The following is an 18,011-nucleotide window of genomic DNA, read 5'->3' as shown; positions in this document are numbered from 1 at the left end:
AGGCCGCAGATCCGACCCGATGCGGATCGAGAGGTCAGCGATCGCCGGCGATCTCGTGCAGCCGGGCGAGGCGATCGACGGACAAGCTGTTGTATTCGACCCATCCGCTATACTGGCTCATGCTGCCGCCCCTGTACCGCTCACGGGCGGCCCAGAACTCGCTCTCGCGGAACTTCAGCCAGGCCCGCTGCTCCTCCAGCCTCCGTGCGAATGCGTCCGGCGGAAACTCTGCCTTGATGGCGGACCAGACGCGGTTCATTTCCGCGTCGAGCAGGCCTGCCGTGATCTGGCCACAGATCGCGAACCCGGCGGTGGTTTCGCCGTGCGGCGACATCGCGTAGCAGGTGTCGGCAACCGACCGGCCGCAAGCCAGGACCCCCTCGTAGCTTCCGCGCCCGTCATCGATGCAGCGCGCAAGGTCCCTGCCGAGACGCCGCTCGATCGCGAGATGATCGTCGGGCGTCATGTAGATCTGCGCGGATGCGGGGCCGGGCAGGGCGGTCGATCCGGCAAGGACGATGCCGGCGAGAGCAACAGAACGGGCGAGGGCTTTGCGGATCGTCATGGAGATCTCCATCGAAGGCCTGAACCGGCGTCATCAATCGGGGTGCCGGCCATCCGTGCCGGACTGTCCCTCGGACCGGGGCGCCCTCGGTCGCAGGGGCGATCGAGGCGGAACGGGAAACCGGAGCCGCTCCGGCGACACGGGATCGAGGGAGAAGCCCCATGGGTCGTCCGCGCGGACCACCTCGAACAGGTTCTCGTATCCGTCCGGCCCGACGGCCCAGAACAGCCGCGGCCACGTTTTGCGAATGCCGACCACCTTCTTGTAGGCGTTCCTGACATCCTTGTTCGTGGGTTCCTGCTCCAGTGGAGGGATCGCACCGAACCCGGTCATCTCGGCGATAAGCCTGTCTGCTTCCCGTTTCGACTTCTTGACCTCGCCCGCAACCAGTTCCGTATCCCGATCGGCATCATATCCCATGAGGTCGAACGGCCAGGGCGCCTTCGATTGGAGGCCGACCTGCGATTGCGGCCAGTGATGCATGTCGATCATCCGGGCGAGGGCGCCGACCGTGATGACCGGTTCGAGCCAGAGGTGAATTTTCCTTGGTCTTTCGATCCAGCTGTCTACCCACAGGATCTGCTCTTTTGCCTTGGCCATATCCGAAGTGAAGAAACCGCCTGCCTCATGCACATATCCCGCCTTAAACGCCCGCACGAACCAGTGCGCATCGAATTCGCTCAGGGCGTCGAGGTTTTTCCTGACGAAGCCTTCCGGCTCCGCGCCCTCGCGCGGCTCGCAGAAAGACGGCAGCCATTCGGAGAAGAGGGTTGCGGCGAATTCGTCTTTCTTCGTGTCCATGCGTCTCCACCTTGATCAAGTCGCCAATCCCATGCTTGAGTGACAGTCGCGCAACCCGGCAGCGATTTTTCGGACAGCCAGTTTGCGGTCAAACCGACCCATAGATCGCCTGATCTGCGTCCGTTACCACCCAGATCGCTTCGGAAGATCTAAGGTGGGAATAGCGGAAAATGCATCATGTCCGCTCCAGAGCCTCGATAAGATCCAAACCACATATATACTCCGGGTCGTCGTCCCGTAGCCTATCTATCGCCCTGCTAAGCTTTTCCCCGCCCACTTCAGACCGGATCTTCCGTGCGCCAGATCCACGAAAATTGAATCCCGGAATTTCGCTCCATGCGACCCATCGGGCAAACGTCCAACCTTCTCCAATCTTAGATGTCGGCCGGACCAATCCAGCCCATACCGATGAGTCTTCGGCTTTATGGACAGCAAGACATATCTGATCGAGGTACTTATCGTGCAGACCCCACTCAAAGCTGTCCCATCGGTCGGAATCAAATTGCGCCGAGCTGTTAGCTGGGTCAATTTCAGCTTGATGCTGCCCCCATGCCTGGTCTCGTCGCCTCTGATCAACCTCCTTGTTGGTGGCAATCACCGGAATATGGGAATATATATCAGGCTGATTAAGTAAAGCTGCAACGAAATCGAGACGCTCGATCTCGCCCGCTTCCGAGTGGCTGAGTGTCTTTCTGCCAAAACGCTCCCTACAAATTCTTACATGTTCGTCGGTTGCGGGCATCGCTTCTTCGAATATCTTTCTCGCAAGTTCATAAGCGGCACAGGCATCTTGGTCCATCAAGTGAACGACGGCTTCGACTCTGGGGGAAGGTTGAAGCTGCAAGCCCGGTCGCGTGCCGTTGGCAGATCCTACCAAGGCCTGGTGCTTGGTTGCATATACTTTGGTGTGTAGATCACAGTGAACTTTGACTCGCTCACCGAGTTTTTTTATCAGCAGCTGGAGATCTCTCGGGCTGGTGCCGCCGCCGTAGACATCTAACACCACTCGGGCGCCACGATTGCCGTGGAGCCCGAGAGCTGTGGCAGCACCACCGCTCCAGTAAGAGACGGCGATTATGCAGTCTTCAGTCTTGCATATTTCTCGAGCTACTCGTTGAATAGCGGTTCCTGTCAGGATTTCGATCATTGTGGCCAGCCCCGGTCTTGAACTTATCGCAGGTATGATCTCAGCTTTTCGATTTGAACACCCTTGAGGCAGCGTGGGGGTGCGTCTTCGCTCGTAGGCCCGGTTATCACCGGAGTGCGGCGACTTCCGCCCTCTGCACATCCATGTCTCGCTCTCCTGGATCCACTCCGGGCTGTAAGTGCTGCACCATGCCAAGGCCGACCCGCTCGGTGGGGGCGTCAGCAGGTGCCGTAGTGATCGCGGGAGTATCGGCAGTACTCGTTGGCTGTCCCGCTTGCGATCATAGCCGCCGTAATGTCGCGCCCGTCTGGCAGGAAGCATTGTCCGACAACTCGCCCGTACTGGTCGATGTCATGCTGCCGGCAGCTGAGGTTCCGACCCGCAATCATCCGGCTGAGGGCGGCCGTCGCCTGTGAGCCGCCCCGCTGGTCCACTTCGGGAGCATCGAGGCCCCAGACGCGGATCGGTGTGCCGATCGTATCAATCCGGAATGTATCGCCGTCGACTACGCGGGTGACCCGACCGCCCAGCGTGCCGGATCGGCTGACCGTTTCCTGACTGGTAACCACATGCCTGTCGGGGGAACGCGGGAGATTGGAATACCCGACGCAGGCGGCGAGGACAGCAATCAGCACGGGCGTTGATGCTCTGGGCAGGAGCCTGCGCCGCCGGTGGCGAGCTCGGGGTCGCCGCGGCATCACAGGTTCATCGCCCCACGTCGGCTGCGCCATTGGTTGACGACGTCGTACTTCGTGCCGGTGTCCAGACTGGTCAGGAATTCGTGGCGGCGCCTTGCGATCCGCGCCACGCGACCATAATGCGCCCGCCGTCCGCCCGGTGCCCGTGGATCGGACGCCAACTCACGTGCGAGCGCCACGCTATGTGGGCCGTAGCTGATGACCAGTGCTTCTGCTTCGAGCATGGCTGTCCGACGCGCCCGCAGAGCGGACAAGACACGAGAAAACACAGGAACGACTCCACTCATCGGAGTACACATCATGAACGCGTCGAGCGGCAGGAGGCAAACTCAACCCGCTGTCGTGGTAAATCGACAGGCCTCGCGTTGCTGGTCCAGGAACCCGCGGCACTGTTGCCGGGGGGTAGGTGTCAACTTGATGCCCGTGCGCAGCAGATCGGCGAACCACACGCAGCTTCATCCGCACGGCTTCGGACCCCTCCACCGGCTCGGATCCACGTGACGTCCTTGGTGGCCGGAGGTGGTCATAGCAGTGACAGCGTTGGCGGCCCCGCAGAAGGGCCGCCAGATCGTTCACACTCGGGCCTGGCTACCGCAGATCCACGCCCGCGGCCAGGAACGCGAGGACAGCCTTGCCGAGATGACGGTGGCACAGCTCCAGGAGGTAGCCGCGCTGTGTCGTCTGGAGTTCGAGTCCGTAAGGGTTGCGGAACTCGGATGGCCGCTCCGCGTGGATGCTGAGCTGCTCTCGCGTGGCCGCTCGCTGCACCGGCTCGAGGTAGCGGTGGCAGGCTGCGAGGCGCCGCTCATCCGGCGCGTCGGGGTCGAGCATATCGGCGTAGGTCGAGATGCCGGGCATGAAGACCGGGGCCCGGGGGTGGGACTGGAAGGCCAGCAGCCGAAGCAGACGCGCGGCATCGAGGGCATGAGCGCGCGCATGCGCGAGATGGCGCCCTTTTCGGTCGAGGTGATCGCTCATCATGCCGCCTCCCTCCCGAGAACAGGGCGCACGAGCTCGAGCGCGCGGATGCCGTGATCGAGTGCCTCCGCACAGATCCGGGCGCTGTCGGCCCGGGGATCATCCGGATCGAGCGCCATGAACCGCTCGGCTTCTTCGCTGGCGAGATCCGCGGCGAGTTCGAGCTGAAGCAGGCGACGAAGCCGGCGCAGCTGCGGCAGCAGGTCGGACGGGTCGTGGCCCTGGCTTGCCCGGGCGACGACGTTGGCCGCCACGCGGCCCCACGTCGAGCCGCCCAGCAGCAGGGCCGCATCCACGAGCTCGTCGCCGGAGCCAGCGAGCCAGGTGATGAACTCGTCGACGCGGCGAGCCGCGGCAATGTGTCTTCTAATGAGAGCAGGGTGGTGCATCCGCCGTTTCCTTTTCTGGGGATGCGCGGCCCGGGATGGACCGCGTCAAGACGCTCTCGTGTGGGTCGATTTTCTTCTTCTGCCCTGGCCGGCATGGATCTCGACCGGTCCTTCCGGCTCGCGTCGCCAGAGGGCGTATTCCTCCCTTGTCCTTGTCAGGTCACCGTCGGGGTCGGACGGATCGCGCTCTCATGAAAGAGCGCGACTCCGACAGATCCACGACGAGGGACTGCTCCCGGGTTCAGCCGGGCAACGGCTCTTCGATGCCCGTGCACGCATTCGGATCAGGAGGTGATGTCCGCCATTCGGTGCCGTGGGGCGGTTCTGAACCGGGCGCGACGGGACCCGAGCTCGTGGACGTTTCTGGCCGTGCCGGGTCGGCGAGCCTCGTGCAGCTCATCGGTCGGCAGACATATCTCCTCGACGACCGGGTCGGCGGGATCGATGCGCGCGAAGTGGTGACACTCGTCGCGATCGGGATTGTCGACATGCTCGAGCGACAGGATGTCGAGAAGCTCCAGCAAAAGGCGATGCTGGCGCCGCGTGATCACGGGGGCTCGCGGGACCTCATCGGCGATCGCGGCGGCCAAGCGCGCCCCGCGTGGCCCCGCCAGCAACGAGGCGAAATTGATCAGTGCATAGTCGCGCTGCGCAACGAGCGCCCGCAAGGGCGCTGTGGCATCGGTTGCGAGTTCTGCGAAGCTGGAGCGAATCTGTCGAACATGATCGTTCTCCTAAGTTTCCGGCACTCGGGCCGGGTCAAGTCGCTCCCGAGCTGTCCTTCCTCACATCGGCGCCTCGCGGCTGTTGTCCGATCCGCCTCTCGCCCCGAGGAGGTGGAACGGACAGCAGGCGGGAGACGCCGCATCAACATCTCCCTCTCACCTCCCTCGCGGAAACCGGGTCGCTACCTCGCCCAAAAGAGGAATCTCGCGGCTCACCCAAAATCCCTTCATCCGCGCTTTTCCGCCGCAAACCGCATCGACCGATCTCCTCGGCTCAACGGGCAGCACACGAGCCGGTTCGCTTGCGATGCGAATGGGCGGGGGTGTAGCCTTCGAGGGTGCTTTGCGCGTAGTCGCGAGCGCCATGCATCCACCAGGCCGGCCTGCAGGAGCGCCTCGAATGCGGATCGCAGTCTTCAGCACCCAGCCCTACGATGCGAAGTTCCTTGAACAGGCAAGTGCCGGCGCCCATGACCTCATGTTCTTCGGCGCCCGCCTCACGCCCGAGACGGCGTTGCTTGCGGCCGGGTCCAACGCCGTTTGCGCCTTCGTGAACGACGACCTCGGAGAAAAGGTGATCTCGGTCCTGTCGGATGCGGGGGTAAAGCTGATCGCGCTGCGCTCGGCGGGGTTCAACCACGTCGATCTGCTTGCGGCCGAGGCCGCCGGCATCTGCGTGGCGCGGGTGCCGGCCTATTCCCCGCACGCGGTAGCCGAGCACACGCTTGCCCTGATCCTGACGCTGAACCGCAAGACCCACCGCGCTTACAACCGCGTGCGCGAGGGCAACTTCGCGCTGGACGGCCTTCTCGGCTTTGACCTGCATGGAAAAACCGTGGGTGTCGTCGGGACTGGCCAGATCGGCGAGGTCGTGGTCCGCATCCTGACGGGCTTCGGCTGCCATGTGCTTGCACACGATCCGAACGAGAACCCGGCCTGCGGCGCAATGGGGGCCCGCTATGTTTCTCTCGACGAGTTGTTCGCCTCGAGCGACGTCATCACGCTGCAATGCCCGCTGACCCCTGCGACGCGTCACCTGATCAATGCGACCGCCGTGGCAAGGATGAAGCGCGGGGTCATGCTGATCAACACCAGCCGCGGCGCGGTGGTCGATACCAGGGCACTGATCGATGGTCTGAAGAGCGGTGCGATCGGCAGCGTTGGGCTGGACGTCTACGAAGAGGAAGCCGACCTCTTCTTCCAGGATCTTTCCGGCAGTGGCATCCCCGATGACGTATTCGCGCGCCTCCTGACCTTTCCGAACGTGCTGATCACCGGGCACCAGGGCTTCTTCACCGAGGAGGCCCTGACCGCCATCGCCGAAACAACCATCGCCAACATCTCGACATTTGAGCGCGATGGTACGCCGCTTCACCCCGTGCGGTCCGCGCCGGACGCCTGATCAATGGCCGCGCTTCTTGCCGCAGCGCCGCCTGCCGTCGCCGGCGGGTGATCCTGGAGCCCCTTGCCCAAGGTCCTGCGAAACGCTTCCGCAGGGGGGCTGTGAGCGATCAGGCCCATCGCTTTCCCCACGTCCTCTGGGATGTCAGCCACCGAGAATGCTGACGCTGTGCGTTGCCACGAGGCCCCGCTACGCGCGCTTGCCGGTTGCTGCTGCCGACTGCGCCGCAATGGTGGCCCGCGCCGCTTGCCAGATCGCCTGCGCCGCCGCCCCTTCGCAGTCGGCGCGATAGGCCTCGCCGGCCTTTCGGGTGCGATGTCCAAGATGCGTAGCGATGACATCCGCGGCGTGAGAAGGATCATGACGTCGCATATAGTCCGCGGCGAGGGTCCGCAGGTCGTGGGACGGCACACCGATCGCCGACCTCGTCAGTTCGCTCGGCAGGTTTCGATACGGCTCGCTCTGGTCGAGCGTCAGCCAGTTGGACCCGACCAGTTCCTGGTAGCGAACATGGATCAGCCGGTCGGGACGCCCCTCGAGAATCCACTCATCGAGGATTTCGCAGATTTCGGGCCAGATCGCGCCTGTTTCCGTAACGGCCCCCGTCTTCTCCTGCTCCCATTCTGCGCGCCAGGTGCCGTCGATTTCACGGACAAGTTGCTCGCCGATTCGCCACGCCACGAGATCGCCCCTTCGCGGCGGCTTGTTGATAATGATGGCGCAGACGACGGCCTGCTGCATGTATCGGCGGCGGGCCGCACTGTGCGCCGGCAGCCTATGGGCGCGTGCCCGGAGTTCTCCGATCCGGTCGGCAACGTGCCCATAACCTCCGCGCTCCATCAATCCGGACAGCCTTTCATGCTTGTTCTTCTCCGCCAACGTGGCCTGCTCCCGAAGGTCGCGTTGGATAACCCGCATGGCGGTCAGGCTTTCCTCCGCGACTCCGCCCCTTGCGCCCAAGGCAATCAGCCCCTCGATGTAGTTCGCCGCCGTGACGGGCTTCACGCGTCGAGTCTTGTCGGGATGGAACAGGAACGCCTCTGAGAGCTCGCACGCGGCCAGAAACCCGTGCAGCTCAGATGCGAGGCCCTCCGCGACAACGGTCGCGCAGCGGTCGATGCTTGCGACATAGCGCTGGCGGGTTCTGCACTTGACAGGGGCCGCATCGAGTCCCGGCTTCATCCGTCGCCAGGCATCGGGCCACGTCGATCCCTCGGGCTTCTCCGCCCCCGGTGTCCGCTTTGCGACCGGTTTGCACCGCTGGGCATACCATTCGTTGCTGACGGCCCTCGCCGGCGCGGTGCACACCTGCGGGGCGTATCGCGAGAGAGCACGCAGCAGACATCGAAACGTGGATTCCGAAGCGGCGGCAGCTCGGTAGGCCTCCGCGTCAGGCATGGAGAGATTGCCGTTGCCTGCACGGACGGCCGACCAGAAACGCGCCATCACCAGCGCCGCGCCCGGCGGGAGATTGGCCGCGTCCTCGATCATCGCCCGCCGGATGGCCGCCGGTGCGTCCTTCAGAATAACGTTGAGGTCGGACTTCATGTCATGTTCTCCTTTTCATGCGCGCAAAGACGTCGGGGTGGTGCGCCAGCAAGGACTCGCGAACGGCCACAGCCGCGGCTTCGCCGCTGTCTTTCCCGTAGTGCCGTCTCGCGACCTGTTCGGTGTTGGCCAGCACCGACGCGACGCTTGCGAAATCGCCCGGTCTGACCGCGAGCATCAGCGTCGCGAGAGCATGCCGGCACTGATGTGGCGTGATCCCGAGACCGAGCTGCCGGTCACCAAGATCCCAGAGCTCCATGATCGACGCGACGGACATGCAGCCGTGGGGAAGGTTGAGTACCGACTTGCGCAGCCGCGGAGCGGCGGTCCCAGGGAAGAGGTACGGCGATGAGTCGATCCCGCGGATCTTCATGAGTTCCGGCCGGTGAACCCGGTCCCACTCCCATAGAACGCGGGCGTCCTCGCCGTGCACATTGACGATCACGGTCTGTCCGTTCTTCACCTCTCCGCCGACAAAGCGGATCTCGGCATGCTCCCGATCGACGATCCAGGTGAGGTTACGCCGGCATCCATTCACGCCCTCGCGGCGGGTCATGAACAGGTTGGCCGGCCGCAGCGACCGGCTGACCTGCACCGCGTAGGCGGCTGCGCAGCCGGAGAGCCGCAGCGCGCGATCCAGTGCGAAGCTGGTCGTTGCTGCCTCGAACTCGTTGGTCGCGATCGCGTTGAGCCGGGCGGGGGCGTTCACGAATGTGGCCGCGAGATGCGGCGACCTGCGCAGCCGGTCGCAGATCGCCTCCGCATCCGCGGTCATGTCGACGGGCGACAGCACGTGGTCCGAGTAGAACATGCGCACGAGGCCGATCCTTGCGAGGATCTCGGGATCCCGCAGGCCGTGCCGGGCAATCGTCGTGATGTTCGTGAAACGCGACCAGAGCGTCGAACTCTCGTCGGCGTTCTTCAGAGTGAGCGATGCCTCGCTGCGTGCGATATGCGCAGCACAGGCTGCGTCCAGCGCGTCGGTCGTGAACAGATCGCTGAGCGTCTCGAGCCCCGGGAACCCGGACTCGGGCGAGTAGCTCTCGCGCAGCAGCCAGGTCACAGCCTGCCGGTAGCCGGCGAGCGCGGAATCGATGTTCTTCGGCGTGCGCTTCTTCTTTCCGGCGCGTGCGGCAATCTCTGTGTCGACTTCGACGGCGGATCGGCCGAGGCTCAACTGCTCCTTCGCCCACTTCTTGAGGTCGCCGGGCTGGCGCAATGTCTGGCGGAACACCTCCTCGGCGTCCGAGCGAAACGGCGCCGGCAGCGACTGCCACTCGATGCGCCGGGCCCGACCCGAGGCAACCGGCACGACGAGGTCCTGCCGCGGCAGCAGCTCGGCGAGTTCGGGCCAGCGGTTGTGCGCGCGACGCAGCTCGGCGACCCGCTGGGCAAATTTCCGCAGCGACTTGCGGCTATCCGGCGTCGCGTCGTGCCAGAGCCGGTCGTATTCCTGCTGATCGAGATCCGGCAGACTGGCCCGGGCGCGGGCGCGCAGAAGCAGGAACGGTTTGTGGGTGCCCGTGCTGAAAAGCGCCCCGCGCTCGACGAAGCCCTCGTTCTCAGCGATCAAACCGATCGCCCGGTCGTAGCTCGCGCGAACGCCCGCGTCCGGGGTCTCATGTCCGTGCGCCGCGAGGAACCGGCCGAGAGCGGTGCGGATGCGGGAGTTGCCGCGGTTGCGGGCTTTCTCGAGGTTCTTCGACCGCGACACCGCGCCGTACGGCGAGACCGCGATCACCTTCTCGAAATAGCCGAGGTCAGCCGGGATCAGATGGAGTTCCTCGTCCGTCAGGTCGAGCCGTGCGGCGACCTTCTCGATCTCGTAGACCGTGTCGCGTTGTTCGCCAGTCTCCCTGGCCCAGGCCAGGAAGGCCGGGAACATCGCGCACGCGGCGCTGGTCAGTGATCTGTCTTGATGCATATTGCCGAACTCCAGGGTCGGGGCCTGCGGGCCGCCTTCACGAGGAAAGGCGGGGCGCAGAGCCCGGGCCGTGGACCCAAACTGGTCCATTCAGGAGATCGTGCCCGGCGGGGCGTTTCGCACAGGCTGTCGCGATTTTTCCGCGTTTCGCGGGATCGCCCCCAAGCATAACGCCGATAAATGTTCGGGGACGAATGTGCGACGAGCGGAATGCTCCCGCTCGTGTCACGATGAGAGCTGTCGCATCTGTGCGACGGACCTGCTGCATCACGCCCACCAGCCCTGAGGCAGGTCGACTCCCCTCAGCTTCAGCCAATCCGACACATCGTGGGGATTGCAGCGGACCGTCCCGAACACACTGCGCGTGGGCAGCCCCTCATCGATCCACCGCTCGACAGTGCGCACGCTGACGCGGAGCGCTCCGGCGATAACCTTCTTGCTCAGGAGATCTTCCTGGTAGCGTGGGACCTGTGCTCGTTTTGGCATCGGCCCGTCTTCGCAGGCCCAAACATCCGGCCAGGCCAGGCGGTAGATCCTGCCGATGCGGATCGCATCGATCTTACCATTCCGGATCTTGCGTCGGACCGTGTCAGGCTTCAGACTGAAGTGACCGGCAACTTCCTCAACTGAAAGCATTCTTTCCTCGTCAGGTTATTCCTGAGAGGGAATTAGTCCCTGCGCGCGTGTCTCTGAAACGCCGGGAGGCCGGAACAAAGGTGCCGCTGCTCTAATTGGAATATCAATTGCGAGGCGGCATCTTTGCTGGTGAGCCACCACTCACGCCGTCGTGATCCGCGGCGTTTTTTCGCGACAGCGCTTGCGCCCAGTTCCTCCGAAATGGAGGATACAGATGAAGCATGAAGCACAACTCGAGGCGGCGTCGAGAGTCCCGCGCTGGTCGACGCCATCCCATGCAAGGGAGCGGCTCGCCCAGGAAATCGACAGCTTCGTCAGGGCGGCTGCCGAGGCGAGCGCGGAGCCTGGCGCAGCCCTTGCCCTGAAGGTGACGGCCGGACTCGGGAAGACGGCGACCGCCCTGCGCGTCGTCGCGCGCTACGGCGAGGCGCTGCTGTCGCGCGGGCATGTGCTGATCTACGTGCCGACGATCGAACTGGCGGAACGGGCGTTCGACGATTTTCGCACCCTCGCGCCAGGACTACCCTCCCGCGTCATTCGTGGGCGCGACGCGCCGCGTCCGGACGAACGTCAGAAGACGATGTGCGAGCGGGCCGAGATCGCGAAGAAAATATCCGGTTATGTAGCCTCGGTCACGGAGGCGCTCTGTCGCGGACAGGACAAGAATGGAGACTTCGTTCGATCGCCATGCGCCTCGGGATGTCCCTATCTCCAGCAGAAGGACGTCCCCGGTCCCCATGTCGTGTTCCTGTCTCATGCCTATCTGACGGTCGATCCCCCTCTCGATTACGACTACCCTGTGGTCCTGCGCGTGGTCGACGAGAAGGTCTGGCCGACTCTGACCCGCACGCCGCATCTCTCGATCGACGATCTCATGCGCGCGTCGCCGAGCTCCTTTCCGGAAAGTCTTCGCGGTGTGCTTACCCGCGCAAAGGCTACAGTTGTCGATGGCTTGCAACGCGACTTGCCGCTCCACGACCATCTGCGGAACTCCGGGATCGGTACCGAGCAGCTGCAGCACCTCGCGCAAGCGGAGGACCGGTCGCGGAGTTACCTCGAGATCGGTCCATGGCAATCCGCAGAGACGGTCGCATTCTGCGTCGAGACCTTCGACGCGAAATCCTTCATCGCGTCCCGCCGGCGGCAGCGCATCTTCGAACGCCTGGCCGAGAGGGAAACGGGCCACTGCGTCGGCCTGAGGCTGCTCGAAAAGACGACGGAGCATGGCTCCGAGCGCGTGATCCAGTCATCGGGCATCCATGAGGTCGATCGCGATGCACCGCTGCTTCTCCTCGACGCTGATGCCGACCCAGACATCACCCAACGCGTTGCCCCCGGCGCGGAGCTCGTCTCGATACAGTCGCCCCCGGTTGCGGACGTCGTCCAGATCTCTGACCTGACCTTGTCGAACAGCTGGCTGCTTCACCTGGAAAGGGGTGCTCAGAGGCGGGCTGCGGTTCTGACCATCCTCAGGCGCGAAGTTAACAGGGCTGCGGGAGGGGGAGTTCTCGTTGTAGCGACGAAATCCGTTCTCCGGGCCCTGCACACCGATCTCGGCAACTCATTGAATGGCAGCGATGAGGAGGCTCTCAGACAACCGCTTCTCGGCGCTGAGCCGCGCTGGTTCGGACCGAGAACCCAAGGCGTGAACGATTTCGAGAGTTATGCAAGCGTCGTGATCATCGGGCGTCTTCAGCCGGGTGTCGCCGACATTGAGGCGTCGGCGCGTGCGGTCTTCGCCCAGGACGAACTGCCTATCCGGGCGCATGTTTCAGGCCCTCTGCCGCCGACCCGGTCACGAATGATTATGGCCGATGGTTCGGTTCGCGAGGCCGATCTACGTGCTCATCCGGACCCGCGCGTGCAGGCGATCCTCGCCCAGTCGCGGGAATGCGGCACGCTCCAGGCGATCGCACGGCTTCGGCTCCTCTCACCGAACCGCGAGAAACGAGTCGTGGTCCTGAGCAATCTGCCGCTACCTGACTTCCCCATCACGCGCCTCACGACCCTGGCCGCGCTCGACCGGGATCTCGAACAGGAACCAGACTGGTATGGGTTTGATCGCATGGAAAAGGCCCTGCGCGCCACCATGGGACGCCCGGTGTGCGGAACTCGGCTGTCGGCCGCCGGGCTCGCCGCGGATCTTCCGAGGGACTTTGAGACGGAACCTGGCGCCGCGCGCTTCCGTCGGGGGCGCCCCACGGCGCACCTGATGTCGCTATGCCAGCGTGTCGCAGCAGCCAACCGCTGGCAGATCACGGCTCTGGTCCTGCGGAGAGCCACCGGGGGCAAGCCCGTGCCGGCGATCATTCTGGACGATCCCGCGCCGCTCGCGCTGGCCAGAAGACTCTGGCCGGACTTCACGCCGCAACTCGCCTGAACCGGCGCGGAATTTCTTCCTGTATGCCCATCGGACCGATCTTCTTCGGAGCGGTCGTGGCCGCCAAGTGCCGCATGACATGCAGGCAAAGGTCGAGGCCGCGATGCTTCTTCGTGTGCGCCTTAAAGGTACTGTTGAGCTTGGACTTCGTGATGTAGCCACGGCCGGGCGCGTAGCCGCCATCCTCGACCGTGCGACCATCGGCTCCCGGGAAGAGATGGGGGTTGTCAGCGGATCGTCGCCTTCATGACGACAGCGTGCATTGTTGCTGCGCCGGACGGGTGCCACGTATCGCCCCACATGCAACTTCGTAGCGCGCGAGCTGGAGTCGATCACCTGGGAAGGCATACGGGCACAATCGACCGCCTGCTGGCCGAGCTTCGCAACCCAGCCGTCCGCGAGGACATACGTAACGCACTGACGGACATCGTCGTCCAGCATGCCGCGGAACCTCGTGCCTCGTGATCCGACGATCCTGTTTTGGGATTGTCCTCTGACCTGCCTCTCGCATGCTTCTGCACAGGTGCGCTGTCGCCCGAGGATCTTCCGGAGCGATCGCCCCGAGATGCTGCGCTTCCTCGCCTGCGAGATCAGCGACACGTTCGAGCAACAGCAGACGCCGGAGGCGGCGCAGCTGCGGCAGCAGGCTGACCGGGTCGAGACCCTGGCTTGCACGGAAAGCGGCTCACAGCCGGTCGGTTGTGAGCCGCTTCCGTTTTAGGAACCGCGGTAGTTGTCTTTGCCGAGGCCCGGCGAGGCTTTTCGCTCAGCCAAGATGGGGTTGGTCTCTTCCATCGAGTTCAGCAGGTCCTGCATCCTATTTGCCAGATCGCCCAGCATATTCTTGATCTGCTCCTCGGAGCACCCCTCCTTCCGCAGTTCCTCCGCCATCTCCTGCGGGCTCTGGAAGGAAATCGAAAGGTGGCGCGGCTGGCTCATGACTGGTCTTCCCTGTTGATGGAGTTGATAGCGTTCTCAAAGACGAGCCTCTTACGCAGCTCGCAATGTGCGTTGAAGTCGGTTTCCGTCTCCCGATCAGCCTTGGTGTCCTCGGTGTCAGCAAAGTGGTCGGCCTTGAGTTCAAGCCGGGTCTTATCTTGGTCGCTGATCTCGAATTTGAGAGCCGCATAAACCGCGCGGGCGCGCTCGACCTCCTCCCATGATGCCTTAGCCTTAAGGTTGGGGTCGATCAGGTATTCCCCGGCGTTGATTTTCTTCATGTGCCCGGCGGCGCTGAGATTAAAGATGGCGTGCGTGAGGTCGCCAGGGTTCCTGTAGCCGCACTTCTCCTTGATCGCTGTTGGCGCAAGCATGGAAGTCGGTCCGTCGAGGTCTACGATGTCGGCGGGATCGTCGGTAGAGATGATGGTGGAGCAAACGGAGAGCACAGGGAACCCTTGAGTGATGATTAGGTCGAACAGGAAGGAATTGGGTTCGACGGAGGAAGAAAAAATGTCGGAAGAGATGAGCGGTAGTAAAAAAGACTACAAGAAAGGTAAAATGATGGGTTTCTTTGATAACCTCATGCTATCAAATTAATTCTTCTCTTGATGACCGACGGGCGCCACCTTTTTTCCTTGTCAAATACGCCGTTAGTCAGGGCGCGCGTTGCCTCTCGGTGGCGACAGGAATACTCCCTTCCCCCGCGATCTGCGTGCAGAACCACCCCAAGCGGGCGATGCAGGCCCCAGCGGAGATCGCCCTGGACATAGCGGGCTTATAGTTTGGCACCCGGCCACGCTGCGCAAGCTCATCCGAGAGGCACCACCGTATCCGAACACCGGGCTGGGTTGCCGAAGGAACCTGAGTCAGGATTTCCGCAGCCAGGGCGTTCGATACCACCCGATGATCTGCAAAGCCGGTTCATCCCCGCGCATGCGGGGAACAGTCCGTCCGCGTGACGAATCCGACCTGATCCACCGGTTCATCCCCGCGCATGCGGGGAACAGTTCCCGCCCACAGAACGGCGGATTGAACAGGACGGTTCATCCCCGCGCATGCGGGGAACAGCCGAACGGTGTCTTGAACTTCGGGGGGGCCGGCGGTTCATCCCCGCGCATGCGGGGAACAGTGATGCAGAACCATTCCATTGCCAAGATGATACGGTTCATCCCCGCGCATGCGGGGAACAGCAGACTCGCACCCGGACCACCCGCACCCCCAACGGTTCATCCCCGCGCATGCGGGGAACAGGGCAGTAACCACCCCGGCGCCAGCCGCTTAATCGGTTCATCCCCGCGCATGCGGGGAACAGGGAGGCAGAGGCAAGATGATTGACGCGAAAGCCGGTTCATCCCCGCGCATGCGGGGAACAGCTCGACCGACTTTGCCGCTTCTACGATGGCGGCGGTTCATCCCCGCGCATGCGGGGAACAGGGCGTTCGCCTGCGCAATGGCCTGTCCCGCGCCGGTTCATCCCCGCGCATGCGGGGAACAGGCGCCGATCACGCTTCCAGCCATCAGCGCCCCCGGTTCATCCCCGCGCATGCGGGGAACAGACGGCGATCCACGTCCCGCTTTCCACAAGCCGCGGTTCATCCCCGCGCATGCGGGGAACAGTCAAAGGCAGGTCCGAGCATGGCGCGAAAATCCGGTTCATCCCCGCGCATGCGGGGAACAGGGCGGAAGCCCGTGGCGTGTCGCAGAACAGGGCGGTTCATCCCCGCGCATGCGGGGAACAGGCTGTTCGTGCATCGTCCTGCACGGGTTGGGCCGGTTCATCCCCGCGCATGCGGGGAACAGGGTGGCCGGGTTGTAAGTGGCGAAGTAGCAGGCGGTTCATCCCCGCGCATGCGGGGAACAGTGCCCGGAAAGGATTTCGCCCTCGCCCGCCGTCGGTTCATCCCCGCGCATGCGGGGAACAGGCAAACTACGTCGTCCAGGTCATGCGCATCCTCGGTTCATCCCCGCGCATGCGGGGAACAGTCGGCCTGCCGGACGATTGGCGGGATGATCATCGGTTCATCCCCGCGCATGCGGGGAACAGCTGTCATAGCGGGTGGTGACGATGGCATAGGTCGGTTCATCCCCGCGCATGCGGGGAACAGTCCAACGGGATCATGCGCTATGACGGGATCCGCGGTTCATCCCCGCGCATGCGGGGAACAGTGACCCTACCTTGACCGGCTCGCGTGTGTGCACGGTTCATCCCCGCGCATGCGGGGAACAGGGCGGCGGCCAGTGCGTCGATCACGCAGGCGGCGGTTCATCCCCGCGCATGCGGGGAACAGGAGCAGAACGGAGTGGATGGTGTATTCGCTGCCGGTTCATCCCCGCGCATGCGGGGAACAGCAGGCGATGCGGTTGAGTCCGTCCTTGACGGCCGGTTCATCCCCGCGCATGCGGGGAACAGGTCCTCGTCGGTGATAATCAAGGCGTCGGCTCCGGTTCATCCCCGCGCATGCGGGGAACAGGCGTGACGTTCGTTCGTCAGGAACGCATTCATCGGTTCATCCCCGCGCATGCGGGGAACAGTGGCCGGCGCCTTTGCCGACAGCGCCGCCTTTCGGTTCATCCCCGCGCATGCGGGGAACAGTCTTCCTACACGGCGCTGTTTCAAAGGGCTATTCACGATGTCAAACGGGCTACCGACTTTGGAAGCCCTTCAGTGGAACCTTCGCTATCCGCGCGGAAAGAACGAAACCAGCTTCATGCCATCGAAATCTACGGGCATCCGTCGGTTTCGGCCTGTTGTCTTGAAGTCGTAGCCCTGATCGGTCAACGCCCTCCACATCATCACCGCATCTCCGCTGTCGATATAGGCCTCGACCTGCTCCCAGATCCGCTCGCGCGTACGGGCCGAATAGTCGCCCACGAACACACCGGCGCGCACCTCAAGCAACCAGGCAGCCAGGCGGCCGCGCAGACGGGGCGGGGCATTGTTGACTACGATCACCATCATCCGCGATGGCCCGCGTCTCCAGATGGTGCGTCATCCTCAAAGGCCAGGCCGAGCGCCTCGGGTGGCGGCTCGGGGCGGGGCAGCTCTCCCGCCGAAAGAACTTCCTCGATTCCGGGGATGATCTTCGCAAGCAGGCCAGACCGGCGGAACGCATCCCGGCAGGCCAGCCGCACCGCCCGGTCGGGGGTAATGTCGAGCTTTCCGCGGCCATATTGACCGGCGATGCGAAACGCCTCCGGCACCACAGTCTCGAGCTTCCAAAGATCGGCGATGTCGTAGACGAAAGACAGGGGCTTGCCAGTATGGAGGAAACCGATCGCGGGGGCATAGCCCGCCGCCAGGACAGCCGCCTCGGTCAGTCCATGCAGGCACGCAGTCGCAGCGGAGAGACATCGGTTTGGCACATCGCCCGCCTCCCAGTCAGCGGCGTCATATTTCCGCCGCTTCCAGTTCACGCCGTGTGCCTGCGCCAGAAGCTCATAGGCCTTGCGGACACGGACACCTTCGATGCCGCGAAGCTGGTCGATCGAGCGGCGCTCAGGTGCGGCCTCGTGAAAGCGCATCTGATACATCTTGCGGACCACCTGCAGCCGCGCGGCAGGGTCGAGCGCAATCGAGGCCTGCCAGAGCAGCCGGTCGGATCGCGCCCCGCCGGGCTGACCCGCGGAATACAGTCGCACGCCGGCCTCTCCCACCCAGGTGATCAGGGTCCCCACCCGGGCCGCTAAGGCGACAGCCGCATGGCTGATGCGGGCACCGGGTTCCAGCATGATCCCCGCAAGACCGCCCACCGGGATCTGGGTGCGCGTCCCGTCGGCATTGACGACAACAAAGGCACCGTCCTGCACGTCAAGCTGGGCGCGTTCGACGAAGACCAGCGAGGCGCGGTCCTTCAACGGGATAGGCTTTGGGGGTGG

General features: G+C 63.9%; 18 protein-coding genes and 1 CRISPR repeat array. Of the genes, 3 read left to right on the top strand and 15 right to left on the bottom strand.

Going from position 1 to position 18,011, the window contains the following annotated elements:
• Positions 1-34: 34 nt before the first annotated feature.
• The 8 genes from Q0938_RS12390 to Q0938_RS12355 form a co-directional block, all read right to left on the bottom strand.
• Positions 35-565: a lysozyme inhibitor LprI family protein gene (locus Q0938_RS12390; protein ID WP_299362724.1), complete on the bottom strand. Its 531-nt coding sequence runs from the start codon at positions 563-565 to the stop codon at positions 35-37.
• Positions 566-598: 33 nt separating this feature from the next.
• On the bottom strand, positions 599-1,366 hold the full coding sequence (locus Q0938_RS12385; RefSeq protein ID WP_299362723.1) for a hypothetical protein: 768 nt from the start codon (positions 1,364-1,366) through the stop codon (positions 599-601).
• A gap of 175 nt (positions 1,367-1,541) precedes the next feature.
• Positions 1,542-2,513, bottom strand: coding sequence for a phospholipase D family protein (locus Q0938_RS12380; RefSeq protein WP_299362722.1), 972 nt, complete (start codon positions 2,511-2,513; stop codon positions 1,542-1,544).
• 218 nt (positions 2,514-2,731) lie between these two features.
• Positions 2,732-3,148, bottom strand: a complete 417-nt coding sequence (locus tag Q0938_RS12375; RefSeq protein WP_299362721.1) for a thermonuclease family protein — start codon at positions 3,146-3,148, stop codon at positions 2,732-2,734.
• A 62-nt stretch (positions 3,149-3,210) separates the two neighbouring features.
• Positions 3,211-3,435: a hypothetical protein gene (locus tag Q0938_RS12370; RefSeq protein ID WP_299362719.1), complete on the bottom strand. Its 225-nt coding sequence runs from the start codon at positions 3,433-3,435 to the stop codon at positions 3,211-3,213.
• A gap of 364 nt (positions 3,436-3,799) precedes the next feature.
• Positions 3,800-4,189: a hypothetical protein gene (locus tag Q0938_RS12365; protein ID WP_299362717.1), complete on the bottom strand. Its 390-nt coding sequence runs from the start codon at positions 4,187-4,189 to the stop codon at positions 3,800-3,802.
• Positions 4,189-4,578, bottom strand: a complete 390-nt coding sequence (locus Q0938_RS12360; protein ID WP_299362716.1) for a hypothetical protein — start codon at positions 4,576-4,578, stop codon at positions 4,189-4,191. The genes Q0938_RS12365 and Q0938_RS12360 overlap by 1 nt, the downstream gene beginning before the upstream one ends.
• A gap of 284 nt (positions 4,579-4,862) precedes the next feature.
• Positions 4,863-5,168 (bottom strand): hypothetical protein, encoded by a 306-nt coding sequence (locus Q0938_RS12355; RefSeq protein WP_299362714.1) that lies wholly within the window; start codon positions 5,166-5,168, stop codon positions 4,863-4,865.
• Positions 5,169-5,703: 535 nt separating this feature from the next.
• On the opposite strand from Q0938_RS12355, the gene Q0938_RS12350 reads away from it, so the two are divergent.
• Positions 5,704-6,705 (top strand): 2-hydroxyacid dehydrogenase, encoded by a 1,002-nt coding sequence (locus tag Q0938_RS12350; RefSeq protein WP_299362711.1) that lies wholly within the window; start codon positions 5,704-5,706, stop codon positions 6,703-6,705.
• 189 nt (positions 6,706-6,894) lie between these two features.
• Here the strand turns inward: Q0938_RS12350 and Q0938_RS12345 are convergent, their stop codons facing one another.
• The 3 genes from Q0938_RS12345 to Q0938_RS12335 form a co-directional block, all read right to left on the bottom strand.
• A complete protein-coding gene (locus tag Q0938_RS12345; RefSeq protein ID WP_299362708.1) occupies positions 6,895-8,253 on the bottom strand; it encodes a hypothetical protein in 1,359 nt (452 codons plus the stop codon).
• Between the two features lies 1 nt (position 8,254).
• On the bottom strand, positions 8,255-10,267 hold the full coding sequence (locus Q0938_RS12340; RefSeq protein WP_299362706.1) for a site-specific integrase: 2,013 nt from the start codon (positions 10,265-10,267) through the stop codon (positions 8,255-8,257).
• Between the two features lie 177 nt (positions 10,268-10,444).
• Positions 10,445-10,813, bottom strand: coding sequence for an excisionase family DNA-binding protein (locus tag Q0938_RS12335; RefSeq protein WP_299362704.1), 369 nt, complete (start codon positions 10,811-10,813; stop codon positions 10,445-10,447).
• 214 nt (positions 10,814-11,027) lie between these two features.
• On the opposite strand from Q0938_RS12335, the gene Q0938_RS12330 reads away from it, so the two are divergent.
• Positions 11,028-13,193 (top strand): DEAD/DEAH box helicase family protein, encoded by a 2,166-nt coding sequence (locus tag Q0938_RS12330; protein ID WP_299362702.1) that lies wholly within the window; start codon positions 11,028-11,030, stop codon positions 13,191-13,193.
• 565 nt (positions 13,194-13,758) lie between these two features.
• The gene (locus tag Q0938_RS12325) at positions 13,759-13,914 is read left to right on the top strand and encodes a hypothetical protein (RefSeq protein WP_299362699.1); all 156 of its coding nucleotides are present in this window, start codon (positions 13,759-13,761) and stop codon (positions 13,912-13,914) included.
• Here Q0938_RS12325 and Q0938_RS12320 read toward each other — a convergent pair.
• The 4 genes from Q0938_RS12320 to cas1e all read right to left on the bottom strand — a co-directional run bounded on the left by Q0938_RS12320 (position 13,911) and on the right by cas1e (position 17,990).
• Complete coding sequence (locus Q0938_RS12320) at positions 13,911-14,132, bottom strand: hypothetical protein (protein WP_299362696.1); 222 nt, start codon at positions 14,130-14,132, stop codon at positions 13,911-13,913. The two genes, Q0938_RS12325 and Q0938_RS12320, sit on opposite strands and share 4 nt — an antisense overlap.
• The gene (locus Q0938_RS12315; protein ID WP_299362694.1) at positions 14,129-14,506 is read right to left on the bottom strand and encodes a hypothetical protein; all 378 of its coding nucleotides are present in this window, start codon (positions 14,504-14,506) and stop codon (positions 14,129-14,131) included. The genes Q0938_RS12320 and Q0938_RS12315 overlap by 4 nt, the downstream gene beginning before the upstream one ends.
• A gap of 546 nt (positions 14,507-15,052) precedes the next feature.
• Positions 15,053-16,728: a CRISPR direct-repeat array (repeat unit 29 nt; unit sequence CGGTTCATCCCCGCGCATGCGGGGAACAG).
• 84 nt (positions 16,729-16,812) lie between these two features.
• The gene (gene cas2e, locus Q0938_RS12310) at positions 16,813-17,094 is read right to left on the bottom strand and encodes a type I-E CRISPR-associated endoribonuclease Cas2e (RefSeq protein ID WP_299362691.1); all 282 of its coding nucleotides are present in this window, start codon (positions 17,092-17,094) and stop codon (positions 16,813-16,815) included.
• On the bottom strand, positions 17,091-17,990 hold the full coding sequence (cas1e, locus tag Q0938_RS12305; protein WP_299362689.1) for a type I-E CRISPR-associated endonuclease Cas1e: 900 nt from the start codon (positions 17,988-17,990) through the stop codon (positions 17,091-17,093). Before cas1e ends, cas2e begins: the two co-directional genes overlap by 4 nt.
• Positions 17,991-18,011 lie beyond the last annotated feature (21 nt).

The organism is uncultured Paracoccus sp., from assembly GCF_947496875.1.
GTDB lineage: Bacteria > Pseudomonadota > Alphaproteobacteria > Rhodobacterales > Rhodobacteraceae > Paracoccus.
This window is presented reverse-complemented; position numbering and strand designations above follow the sequence as displayed.